Annotated in this window: 2 protein-coding genes; both read left to right on the top strand. The window is 66.5% G+C overall.

Going from position 1 to position 13,585, the window contains the following annotated elements; translation table 11 throughout:
• Nucleotides 1-3: 3 nt before the first annotated feature.
• Nucleotides 4-10,302 (top strand): amino acid adenylation domain-containing protein, encoded by a 10,299-nt coding sequence (locus ACZ889_RS12365; RefSeq protein ID WP_476257407.1) that lies wholly within the window; start codon nucleotides 4-6, stop codon nucleotides 10,300-10,302.
• Complete coding sequence (locus ACZ889_RS12370; protein WP_476257408.1) at nucleotides 10,299-13,475, top strand: non-ribosomal peptide synthetase; 3,177 nt, start codon at nucleotides 10,299-10,301, stop codon at nucleotides 13,473-13,475. Before ACZ889_RS12365 ends, ACZ889_RS12370 begins: the two co-directional genes overlap by 4 nt.
• The last annotated feature ends 110 nt before the right edge of the window (nucleotides 13,476-13,585 follow it).

The following is a 13,585-nucleotide window of genomic DNA, read 5'->3' on the forward strand; positions in this document are numbered from 1 at the left end:
GGCGTGCAAAAGTTAATCGAATCGGTAGCAACACTGTCGGCAAAGCAACGCAAGGCGCTGGCAGTGCTGCTCAAGCAGCAAGGTGTCGATCTGTACAGCGTGGCACCTGTTTTTCGACGCGATCCGACCGAGCCGCTTTCGCTGTCCTTCGCCCAGGAGCGGCAGCTGTTTCTTTGGCACCTTGAGCCAGACAGCGCCGCCTATCACCTGCCCAGTGCGCTGAACCTGCGCGGCGCACTGGACCTGGCTGCCCTGCAGCAAAGCTTCGATGCGCTGGTGGCGCGCCACGAGTCGCTGCGCACCACCTTCGCCACTGACGGTGAGCGCACCACACCAGTGATCCATGCCCCCGCGCCGGTGAGCATTGCCAGGCATACCCTGGCCCTGGCGCCCGGCGAGGACCGGGCGGCGCGGCTGCGCACCTGTATCACCGAAGAAATCCGCCAGCCGTTCGACCTGGCCCAGGGCCCGCTGCTGAGGGCCAGCCTGCTGTGCCTGGGGCCGGACGATCATGTGTTGCTGATCACCCAGCACCACATTGTCTCGGATGGCTGGTCGCTGGCGCTGATGGTGCAGGAGCTGGTGCACCTGTATCGCGCGTACAGCAGCGGCCAGCCTGCCAGCCTGCCGGCGTTGCCGATCCAGTACGCCGACTATGCCGCCTGGCAGCGTCAATGGATGGATGGCGGCGAACGGCAGCGCCAGCTAGCCTACTGGACCGCCCAGCTGGGCGGTGAGCAGCCTGTGCTGGCGCTGCCCGCTGATCGCCCGCGGCCGTTGCACAGCAGCTACCGTGGCGCCCGCATCGACCTGCCACTGAGCCCGGCACTGGCCGATGGCCTGCGGCAACTGGCACGGCGCGAAGGGGTGACCCTGTTCATGCTGTTGCTGGCGACCTTCCAGTGCCTGTTGCACCGCTACACCGGGCAGTCGGACATCCGCGTCGGCGTGCCGGTCGCCAACCGCACCCGCAAGGAAACCGAAGGCCTGATCGGCTTCTTCGTCAATACCCAGGTGCACAAGGCCGACATCGATACGCACCAACCGTTCGTCCGCCTGTTGCAGCAGGTCAAGGCCACTGCGCTGGAGGCCCAGGCGCACCAGGACTTGCCCTTCGAGCAGCTGGTGGATGCGCTGCAGGTCGAACGCAGCCTGAACCGCAGCCCGTTGTTCCAGGTCATGTTCAACCATCGCAGCGCCGAGCGCCGGCTGCCAGGGGCCACACAGCTGCCAGGCCTGAGCGTGGAAGTGCTGGCGTGGGAAGAAGTGAACGCCCAGTTCGACCTGACCCTGGACACGGTCGAGACCGCGGATGGCCTGTGGGCATCGCTGACCTACGCCACCGACCTGTTCGACGCGCCAAGCGTCGAGCGCATGGGGCAGCATTGGCAGCATCTGCTGCACAGTGTGGTAGCCCAGCCGCAACAGCCGGTGGGCGAGTTGCCGATGCTGAGCCCGCAGCAGGCGCAAGCGGTGCTGCACGACCTTAACGACACTGCCACCGACTACCCCGGCGACTGGCGCGTGCACCAGCTGTTCGAGGCGCAGGCGCGTCGCCAGCCAGACGCCACGGCACTGCTGTTCGGCGACCAGCGCATGAGCTACCGGGCGTTGAGCGAGCTGTCCAGCCAGTGGGCGCACAAGCTGATCGAGCAGGGTGTCGGCCCGGAAAGCCTGGTGGGTATTGCCGCCGAGCGTTCGCTGGAAATGGTCGTTGGCCTGCTGGCGATCCTTAAAGCCGGCGCCGCCTATGTACCGCTGGACCCAGACTACCCGGCCGAGCGGCTGGCCTACATGTTCGAAGACAGCGGCATCGAACTGCTGCTGACCCAGGCGCACTTGCGCGAGCAGCTGCCGGCGTTTGCCGGGCAGGTCCTTTTGCTGGACCAGCCCGGCGAACTGGGCGGGTACTCGCGGCAGGTGCCGGCGTGCCGGCTGCACCCCGAGAACCTGGCCTACGTCATCTACACCTCCGGCTCGACCGGGCGGCCGAAAGGCGCCGGCAACCGCCACCTGGCGTTGTATAACCGGCTGGCATGGATGCAGCAGGCGTATGCGCTGGACGGCGCCGACACGGTGTTGCAGAAAACCCCGTTCAGTTTTGACGTGTCGGTGTGGGAGTTCTTCTGGCCGCTGATGACTGGTGCACGGCTGGCCCTGGCGGCGCCGGGGGAGCATCGCGAGCCGGAGCGGCTGATCGACACCATCGAGCGCCACCAGGTGACCACTTTGCATTTCGTGCCGTCGATGCTGCAGGTGTTCGTCCGCGAGCCGGGCCTGCAGCGCTGCCACAGCGTGCGGCAGGTGATCTGCAGCGGCGAGGCGCTGGCGGTGGACACCCAGCAGCAGGTGTTCAGCCACCTGCCCGGTGCCCGCCTGCACAACCTGTACGGGCCGACCGAGGCAGCGATCGACGTCACCCACTGGACCTGTGTCGACGAAGGGCGTGACAGCGTGCCGATCGGCCAGCCGATCGCCAACCTGTACACGCACATCCTTGGCCCGGCGTTCGAAGCCTTGCCCCAGGTGGCCATGGGCGAGCTGATGCTCGGTGGCCAGGGCCTGGCGCGTGGTTACCATCGTCGCCCGTCGCTGACGGCCGAGCGTTTCGTGCCCGACCCGTTCGGCAGCCACGGCCAGCGGTTGTACCGCACCGGGGATTTGGCGCGCTACCGCGACAGCGGGGTGATCGAGTACTGCGGGCGCATCGACCATCAGGTGAAGGTGCGCGGGCTGCGTATCGAACTGGGTGAAATCGAGGCACGGGTGCTGGAGCACCCGCAGGTGCGCGAGGCGGTGGTGCTGGCCCAGGACAGCGGGCATGGCCAGCAGCTGGTGGCCTACGTACTGGCCGAGGAGCAGGGCATGGCAGTGGACGCTGCCGAACTGCGTGACAGCCTTCGCGAACAGCTCAAGGGCAGCCTGCCGGACTACATGGTGCCGACGCACATCCTGCAGGTGCAGGCCTGGCCGGTGACGGCCAACGGCAAGCTCGACCGCAAGGCGTTGCCCAAGCCCGACAACAGCGCCCTGCAGCAGGCCTACAGTGCACCGCAAGGTCCGCTGGAACAGCAGATCGCGGCGATCTGGCAGGACCTGCTCAAGCTGGAGCGGGTCGGCCGCAGCGACAACTTCTTCACCCTCGGTGGCGACTCGATCGTCTCGATCCAGGTGGTCAGCCGCGCCCGCCAGGCGGGCATCCGCTTCACCACCAAGGACCTGTTCCAGCACCAGACGGTACAAGACCTGGCCGCAGTCGCCCAGGTGGGGTGTGCGGCACAGGCCGACCAGCGCCCATTGCACGGGCCCACACCGCTGCTGGCGGTGCAGCATGCCTTCTTCGACACAGCCATTGCCGACCGCCAGCAGTGGAACCAGTCGGTGCTGTTCCGCCCGCTGCAAGTGCTTGATGCACAGGCACTGGAGCAGGCGCTGCAGGCCCTGGTCACGCACCACGACAGCCTGCGCCTGAGCTTCGTCGAGGTTGATGGGCAGTGGCAGGCCAGCTACCGGCCTGCCGGGCCGGTACAGCCACCTTTGCTATGGTGCGCGACACTGGCCGATGCCGGTGAGCTGCAGGCATTGGGCACCGAGGCCCAACGCAGCCTCAACCTGGCCGATGGGCCGATGCTGCGCGCGGTGCTGGCAACCTTGGCGGACGGCAGTCAGCGCCTGTTGCTGGCGATCCACCATCTGGTCGTCGATGGAGTGTCCTGGCGTATTCTGCTGGAGGACTTGCACCGGGCCTACCAACAGTGTGCGGCCGGGCAGGTGCCACAGTTGCCCGCCAAGACCAGTGCCTTCAGGGCCTGGGCCGAACAGCTGCAGGCCTACGCCGGCAGCGACACGTTGCAGGCCGAACTGGGCTATTGGCAGGCGCAGTTGAGCCATGCCAGCGGCAGCCTGCCGCAGGACAACAGCGCTGGCGCCCTGAGCAACCGGTACGCCCACACGGTCTACAGCCACCTGGACGGGGCGCTGACCCGACAGCTGTTGCAGCAGGCCCCGGCCGCTTATCGTACCCAGGTCAACGACCTGCTGCTGACTGCGCTTGCGCGGGTAATCTGCCGCTGGAGCGGCGAACCCTCGACCCTGATCGAGCTGGAAGGGCACGGGCGCGAAGCGCTGTTCGACAACCTCGACCTGGGCCGCACGGTCGGCTGGTTCACCAGCCTGTTCCCGCTGCGGCTGAGCCCGGCAGCAACGCTGGATGGGTCGATCAAGCAGGTCAAGGAACAGCTGCGCGCCGTGCCCGAAAAGGGCATTGGCTATGGTGTGCTGCGCTACCTGGCAGACGCTGCCAGCCGTGAGTGCCTGCGTGCCTTGCCGGTGCCGCGCATCACCTTCAACTATCTGGGCCAGCTGGATGGCCACCTGGCAACCGATGAGCAGGCGCTGCTGGTGCCCTGCGCAGACCCCAAAGGCGATGAGCAAAGCCTGGACGCGCCATTGGGTAACTGGCTGACGCTCAATGGCCAGGTCTACGCCGGTGAGCTGAGCCTGGGCTGGACCTTCAGCAGCGACATGTTCGAAGTCGCCACCGTACAGCGCCTGGCCGATGAATACAGCCACGAGCTGCGCGCCCTGGTCGAACACTGCTGCCAGCGCGAACACGCCGGTATGACCCCGTCGGACTTTCCGCTGGCCGGCCTGACCCAGGCCCAGCTCGACAGCCTGCCGCTGCCGCCAGCGATGGTCGAAGACATCTTCCCGCTTTCACCCATGCAGCAAGGCATGATGTTCCATACGCTGCTGCAGCAGGGCGGGGATTACATCAACCAGCTGCGGGTCGATGTGACTGGCGTGGATCCCGAGCGCTTCCGTGCTGCCTGGCAAGCGGCAGTCGACTGCCATGACCTGCTGCGTGGCAGCTTCATCTGGGGTGAGCTGGCCAGCCCGTTGCAGATCATTCAGCGCGAGGCGCAATTGCCGTTCGCGGTGTATGACTGGCGTGGCCGTGACGACCTTGCCGATGCGCTGGAGGCGTTCGCTGCTGCAGACTGCGCGGCCGGCTTCGACCTGGGCAAGCCGCCGCTGTTGCGCCTGACCCTGATTCGCCTCGACGCGCAGCGTTATCACCTGATCTACACCAGCCACCACATCCTGATGGACGGCTGGAGCAATACCCGGCTGCTGGGCGAGGTGCTGCAGCGCTACCACGGCAGCGTGCCGGAGCAAGGGCCGGGGCGCTTCCGTGACTACATTGCCTGGTTGCAGCGCCAGGATGGCGCAGCCCGCCAGGCGTTCTGGACCCGCCAGTTGCAAGACCTGGATGCACCCACTTTGCTGGCCAGGGCCACGGACTGGGCAGCCGGTAGTGAAGGGCAGGGGCAGGTCGAGCGGGTACAGCAACTGGATGTCCGGCAGACCGCCCGCCTGGACGCCTTTGCCCGTGAGCGCAGGGTCACCGTCAATACCGTGGTGCAAGCGGCCTGGCTGCTGGTGCTGCAGCGCTATACCGGCCAGGCCTGCGTCGCCTTTGGTGCGACCACGGCTGGGCGGCCGGCCGAACTCAAGGGCATCGAGCAGCAGATCGGCCTGTTCATCAATACCTTGCCGGTCATTGCCAGCCCACGCCCGGAGCAAGCGCTGGGTGATTGGCTGGACACCGTGCAGGCGCTGAACATCGCCCTGCGTGAGTACGATCACACGCCATTGTTCGATATCCAGCGCTGGGCCGGGCAGGGCGGCGAAGCGCTGTTCGACAGCATCCTGGTGTTCGAGAACTACCCGGTGTCCGAAGCGCTGCAGGCCGATACCACCAGCAGCCTGGTGTTTGGTGAGGTGGCGAACCACGAACAGACCAACTACCCGCTGACGCTGGTGGTGAACCTGGGTACGCACCTGTCGCTGCAGTTGAAAGCCGATCGGGCACGGTTCAGTGCCCGGTTGGCCGAGCAACTTGGCGAGCACCTGTTGCAGGTGTTGCAGCAGATGCTTGAGAGCAGCGCCGAAACGGCGTTGGGCGAGTTGCCGATGCTGAGCCCGCAGCAGGCGCAAGCGGTGCTGCATGACCTTAACGACACCGCCACCGACTACCCCGGCGACTGGCGCGTGCACCAGCTGTTCGAGGCGCAGGCGCGTCGCCAGCCGGACGCCACGGCACTGCTGTTCGGCGACCAGCGCATGAGCTACCGGGCGTTGAGCGAGCTGTCCAGCCAATGGGCGCACAAGCTGATCGAACAGGGCGTCGGCCCGGAAAGCCTGGTGGGTATCGCCGCCGAGCGCTCGCTGGAAATGGTCGTTGGCCTGCTGGCGATCCTTAAAGCCGGCGCCGCCTATGTACCGCTGGACCCAGACTACCCGGCCGAGCGGCTGGCCTACATGTTCGAAGACAGCGGCATTGAACTGCTGCTGACCCAGGCCCACCTGCGCGAGCAGCTGCCGGCGTTTGCCGGGCAGGTGCTGCTGCTGGACCAGCCCGGCGAGCTGGGCGGTTACGCGCGGCAGGTGCCGGCGTGCCGGCTGCACCCGGAGAACCTGGCCTACGTCATCTACACCTCCGGCTCGACCGGGCGGCCGAAGGGTGCCGGCAACCGCCACCTGGCGTTGTATAACCGGCTGGCGTGGATGCAGCAGGCGTATGCGCTGGACGGCGCCGACACGGTGTTGCAGAAAACCCCGTTCAGTTTTGACGTGTCGGTGTGGGAGTTCTTCTGGCCGCTGATGACCGGTGCACGGCTGGCCCTGGCGGCGCCGGGCGAGCATCGCGAGCCGGAGCGGCTGATCGACACCATCGAGCGCCACCAGGTCACCACTTTGCATTTCGTGCCGTCGATGCTGCAGGTGTTCGTCCGCGAGCCGGGCCTGCAGCGCTGCCACAGCGTGCGGCAGGTGATCTGCAGCGGCGAGGCGCTGGCGGTGGACACCCAGCAGCAGGTGTTCAGCCACCTGCCCGGTGCCCGCCTGCACAACCTGTACGGGCCGACCGAGGCAGCGATCGACGTCACCCACTGGACCTGTGTCGACGAAGGGCGTGACAGCGTGCCGATCGGCCAGCCGATCGCCAACCTGTACACGCACATCCTTGGCCCGGCGTTCGAAGCCCTGCCGCAGGTGGCCATGGGCGAGCTGATGCTCGGTGGCCAGGGCCTGGCGCGTGGTTACCATCGTCGCCCGTCGCTGACGGCCGAGCGTTTCGTGCCCGACCCGTTCGGCAGCCACGGCCAGCGGCTGTACCGCACCGGGGATTTGGCGCGCTACCGCGACAGCGGGGTGATCGAGTACTGCGGGCGCATCGACCATCAGGTGAAGGTGCGCGGGCTGCGTATCGAACTGGGTGAAATCGAGGCACGGGTGCTGGAGCACCCGCAGGTGCGCGAGGCGGTGGTGCTGGCCCAGGACAGCGGGCATGGCCAGCAGCTGGTGGCCTACGTACTGGCCGAGGAGCAGGGCATGGCAGTGGACGCCGCCGAACTGCGCGACAGCCTTCGCGAACAGCTCAAGGGCAGCCTGCCGGACTACATGGTGCCAACGCACATCCTGCAGGTGCAGGCCTGGCCGGTGACGGCCAACGGCAAGCTCGACCGCAAGGCTTTGCCCAAGCCCGACAACAGCGCCCTGCAGCAGGCCTACCGGGCGCCGCAAACCCCGCTCGAGCAGCACGTTGCGGGTATCTGGCAGGAGGTGCTCGGCCTTGAGCGGGTGGGCCTTGGCGACCACTTCTTCGAGCTGGGTGGTCACTCGTTGCTGGCGACCCAGGCGGTATCGCGGATGCGCAAGCTGCCGGGTGTGCAAGTGACTTTGCGTGACCTGTTCGATCACCCGGTGCTGGAGCGCCTGCTGGCAGCGCTCGGCGGCGCTGGCAAGGCTGCGACCGCGCACGGTGTCGAGCTATTGGCCCATGGAGAAAAAGCCACCGCACCGTTGTCGTTGATGCAGCGGCGCTTGTGGGTTGCCGAACAATTGTCCGGGGGCAGTGCTGCCTACGGCATGCCATTGGCCCTGCGCCTGCAAGGGCCGCTGCAGGTCGAGGTGTTGCGCAACAGCCTGAACGCGCTGGCGCAGCGACATGAAGTGTTGCGTACGGCCTACGTGCAGGACGACGAGGGTGATCCGCTGGCGCTGATTGCCGACCGGATCGAGGTGGATATCGCCCTCGACGACTGGTCCGGGTTCAGCCCGCAGGAGCAGCAACGGTGCATTGCCGAAGCCACCCTGGCCAACGCCAGCACACCGATTGCACTGGAGCATGCGCCGTTGTTGCGCTGCCGTCTGGCGCGCCTGGCAGACCAGGAGCATGTGCTGTTCTTCGCCATGCACCACATCATCTCCGATGGCTGGTCGATGGGCGTGCTGGTCCGCGACCTGGTTGAAATCTACCGTCACAGCGCCCCAGGGCAGACCCACCTTCTGGCGCCGTTACCGCTGCAGTATTCAGACTTTGCCTTGTGGCAGCAGGCCCTCGAGCAGGCGGGTGAGCTGCAGCGCCAGGCAAGCTACTGGCAACAGGCCTTGGCGGGCCATACCGGCCGCCTTGAGCTGCCACTGGAACAGCCGCGCAGCGAGCAGGCCTCCCATGCCGGCGGTGCGGTGGACTTTAGCCTGTCGCCAGCATTGACCGATGCGCTTGGCCAGTTCGCGGCCAAGGCCGGGGTGACCCTGTACAGCACGCTGCTGGCGGCGTTCCAGTGGTTGATGCACCAGACCAGCGGTGCCCACGACGTACTGGTCGGGGCCGACACCGCAGGCCGCCAGCACAGCGAACTGGAAGGCCTGATCGGCTTCTTCGTCAATGTATTGCCGCTGCGTTCCAGGGTGAGCGATGGGCTGGCCTTCGGTGACTTCGTGCAGGGCACCCAGCGCACCTTGCTCGCGGCCCTGGAGCATCAGGACCTGCCGTTCGACATGATCGTCGAGGCCCATGGCGCCCCGCGGGTGCGCGGCATGAACCCGCTGGTGCAGGTGCTGTTCGTGATGAACAACCTGCCCGTACGCAGCGAAGCCCTGGCCGACATTACCGTGCAGGCGCTGCCCGCCCCGGCGCTGTATTCGAAGTTCGACATGGCCCTGTTCATCGAACAGGAGGCCGGGCAGCTCAGTGGCAACTGGCAGTTTGCGACAACGCTTTTCAGGCAAGAGCATATCCAGCGACTCGTCAGCGCATGGATCGCGATGCTCGAACAGATCGTCAGTGTTCAGGATATGAGGTGGCAAGCGATGAACGTTCCATTACAGGGTGGCGCCCTGGCTGGCAGCACACCGGTAAGCGCCCCGGCCAGCAAGGCCGACAAGCTGGGCAAATTCCTCAAGCGCTCTGCCGGCGCCACTGCAGCTGCACCGCCACGGGCAGCGGTGCGCGAGTCGCTGCTGGTACCAGGCCAGCTGTTCCCGTTGCTCGTCGAGCCTGGCGACGCATCGATCGACCTGATCGAGTGGGTGCGCAACAACCGGCCGCTGGTCGAGCGCAAGCTGGGCGAGCATGCCGGGATCCTGTTCCGCGGCTTTGCCCTGGAGGGTATCCAGGGGTTTGAAGCATTCGCCGAAGCTGTACAGCCGGGGCTTTACGGTCAATACGGTGACCTGCCGAAGAAGGAGGGGGGCAAGAACACCTACCGCTCCACGCCGTACCCGGAAACCAAAATGATCTTGTTCCATAACGAGAGTGCGCACCAGGACAGCTGGCCGCGCAAGCAGATGTTCTATTGCGAGCAGCCTTCGCCGGTCGGCGGTGCCACGCCGGTGGTCGACTGCCGCCTGATGTACGAAAAGCTGCCGCAGGCACTGCGGCAAACCCTCGAGGACAAAGGGCTGCTGTATGTGCGCACGTTCGCCGACAAGCTCGACGTGCCATGGCAGCATTTCTTCCGCACCGATGACCGCGCCGAGGTCGAGGCCCGTTGCCGTGCCGCTGGCATCGAATGGCGCTGGCTGGACAACGACGAGTTGCAGACCCGCACCCGCTGCCCGGCAATCATCACGCACCCGATCACCGGCGCACGCTCGTTCTTCAACCAGGTGCAGCTGCACCACATCTATTGGCTGGAGCCGGATGCGCGTGAAGACCTGCTGGCCATGTTCGGCCTGGAGCGCATGCCACGGCATGTGTACTTCGGCGATGGTTCGCCGATCCCCGACCAGGACATGCAACTGATCGGCGAGCTGTATGAAGCCTGTGCCGTGCGGTTCCAATGGCAGAAAGGCGACGTGATCCTGGTCGACAACATGCTGGCGGCGCATGCCCGTGACCCGTACGAGGGGCCGCGCAAGATCGTCGTGGCGATGGGCGACATGTTCGACCGGGCCGCGCTGGAGGCGGCTGCGGCCATGCAGGTGATGGCGACCGAGGAGGCCCAGGGATGAACAGTTACGTAGACCAGGCCGAGGACATCGGTTTTGCCCTGACCGTCGACCAGCAACACTGGCTCGATGCCTTGCCCGCTTGCCCGGACTGGGCACAGGCCGCGACGCTGCTGAAGATCAGCGTTCAGGGCCGGCCGGACCCGGCGCGCCTGAGCCAGGCGCTTGAGCGCTTGGTCGAGCGCCACCCGATATTGGCCGGGCGCCTGGGCACTGCCCCGGGATACCGCGGCATGCGTCAGTTCATCGGCGCCCGGCGGCCAGCCCTGACGCTGGCAGTGCAGGCCGAGGCAGGTGCGCCGGCACTGCTCGAGCCTTGGTTGCAGCAGCGCTTCGAAATCGACCAGCTGCCAGCCGCCCAGGCCTTGCTGGTACCGGCCGCCGATGCCGAGCAGTGGCATCTATGGCTGGGGGTGGCGGGCTTTGCCTGCGACGCGGCTGGCATGGCCATGCTGTACCGTGACCTGGCGGCGTTGTATGACACGCCAGCCGTGCCGGATGAAGACCTGCCTGAAGCCTTCGGGCAGTACCTGGAGTGGCGTGCCGAAGTGGCCCAGGATGAGGATGCAGCGGCAGCCCGTGGCTACTGGCAAGGGCACCTGATGCCAACGGAGCAGGGCATGAGCGCGCCTTGGCCAGCCTATCGCCAGGACCAACCAGCGACGCATCAGGCACACCATCAGGTGAATCTGCCGCTGGCCTTGCAGGGGCAGTTGCAACGCCTGGCCGACGCCCGTCAGGCCAGCCTGGACACGATGCTGCAGGCGGCCTGGTGGGCCTTGCTGGGCCGGCTTGGCGACAGCAACCAGTTGTTGGGCGCCTGGCAGCACGATGCGCGACAGGATTATGACTACTTCGCGAACAGTGCGGGGTCGTTCAGCAAGTTATTGCCGTTGTGCCTGCAGTGGGCTGACGAAACCCGTTTCGGCGAGCACCTTGCAGCGCTCGGCGCCGCGCTGGAGCAGCATGTGGCGTGGCAGGAGTACTGGGTACCGGAATGGGTGCCCACAGCCGTGCCGACCGTGGCGTTTTCCACTACGCCGGCGCTCGCGCCGCAGGTTGCCGGCGGTCTGTGCTGGCAGGGCGAGCTACTGGCGCCACGCCTGCCGACGGGCATCGAGCTGCAGCTGCGCATTTGCCCAGCAGCGGGTGCTGACCAACCGATTACCGTGAGCCTGGATTACCTGGCCGGGCGCTACAGTGCGCGCGGCATGCAAGGCCTGCTGGAGCAGTACATTGAATTGCTGCGCAGCATCGTCCAGGCGCCGGACCGCCCGCTGCGGCAGTTGAACCTGCTGGGTGAAGCCGAGCGCCAGCGCCTGCTGTCGATCAACCCCGCGCCGCAACCACTGGCCGCGACATCACTGGCGGCACAGATCAGCCAGTGGGCAATCGACACCCCCGACGCGCTGGCACTGGTCGCAGGTGACGCGGGCCTGAGTTACGCCCAACTGGAGTTGGCAGTGCAGCGCCTGGCGCTGGCGCTGCAGCAGGCTGGCGTGCAACCCGGGGCGGTGCTGGCACTGGCGCTGCCGCGTTCGCTGGACTGGGTCGTGGCGATGTTGGCCAGTTGGCGTGTCGGCGCAGCCTACCTGGCGCTGGAGCCGCACTGGCCCGTTGCCCGGCAGGTGCGCCTGATGACACAGGCCGGCGCCACGCAGGTGCTGGTCGAACCGGCAGCGGTGGCCAGCCTGCGTGAGCAGGGCATAGAGGCGCTGAGCCTCGACAGCCTGTACCCGCTGGCGGTTGACACTGCACGGCTGCAACCGCACGCCGCCAGCGCCAGCGATGCCGCCTATGTCCTGTTCACCTCGGGCTCGACAGGCACCCCCAAAGGCGTGGTGGTCGAGCACCGGCAACTGCTGAACTACACCGCAGGCGTGTGCCACACGCTGGCGCTGGAGGGCTGTCGTCACTTCGCATTCGGCTCGACGGTGTCGGCCGACCTTGGCCATACCACGCTGTTCGCAGCCTTGTATGTGGGTGCGACACTGCACGTGGCCGCCGACGAGGTGATGAAGGATGCTGAACTGTTTGCTGCGTACCTCGAGCAGCAGGCAATCGACTGCCTGAAGATCGTACCGTCGCACCTGAGCGCGCTGCTGGAGTCGAAGGCACCGGCAGTACCGGCCACCGTCATCCTGGGGGGGGAAGCCCCGAGCGCGGCGTTGCTGCAGCGCCTGTTGCAGATACGTCCGGACTGCAAGCTGTTCAACCATTACGGCCCGACCGAAACCACGGTCGGGGTCATGGTGCACCCGGTTCGGGCGGTACCGACCGGCACCCTCGGGTTGTCGCAGGTGTTGCCCAACAACCAGGTCTATGTGCTGGATCAGCACTTGCAGTTGGCGGTCACCGGCGTGCTGGGCGAACTGTATGTCGGTGGGCAGCAGGTGTGTCGCGGCTACCTGCAAGACGTGCAAAGTGACCCGCCGGCGTTCGTCGAGAGCCCGTTCGTGGCGGGCGAGCGGCTTTACCGCACCGGCGACCTGGCCCGCTATCGCCCGGACGGTGCTATCGAGCTGCAAGGCCGGCGCGACCATCAGGTGAAGATACGCGGCTTCCGCATCGAGCTGGCGGAGATCGAGGCACAGCTGTCGGGTGCACCGCAGGTGGTCGAGGCGGCGGTGTTGTGTGATGGAGAAGCGCTGAGCGCGTATGTCAGCTTGCGCGACGAGGCCACGGCGGCTGCCCTGGACGCGGTCCGCGAGTACCTTGCCCGGCAACTGCCGGCGGTGATGCTGCCGCGTACCCTGCAGGCATTGCCACGGTTGCCGCGCCTGGGCAACGGCAAGCTCGACCGGCAAGCGTTGCGGCAGGTGGGCAATGAACCTGCGGCGGGTCTGCTGGCCCCGCGTGATGCACTGGAAACCGTGATTGCGCAGCGCATGGCGCAACTGCTGGGGCTGGAGCAAGTGGGCATCGAGCAGGACTTTTTTGCACTGGGCGGGCATTCGCTGCTGGTCATCAAGCTGGCGGCAGGTATTCGCAAGTTGCTGCAGTGCGACATCAATCCAGGCGTCATCTTCGACCACGCTACGGTTGCCGCCCTTGCCCAGGCGCTGCGCGAGCGCGAAGCCAACCCTGGCCAGTTGCTCAAGCTGGCCCAGGCCCGTCTGCGGCTCGACAGCATGAGCCCTGAAGAAAAAGCCCGGCTGCTGGAAAAGAGCCGCTGAGCCTCACCACGCCCAGGGGCGGGCAACCCGCCCCTGGGGTCTTTTGCATTGCCTCCCCCGTACTGCCGTGCCGATTGCGTGGAAGGATGCCGGCGAGATACTAATGCAAA

Source organism: Pseudomonas sp. TE3895 (assembly GCF_056278855.1).

Excerpts from the sequence above, each read along its gene's own strand:
- ACZ889_RS12370 (WP_476257408.1), top strand. The coding sequence starts at position 10,299 with ATGAACAGTTACGTAGACCAGGCCGAGGACATCGGTTTTGCCCTGACC.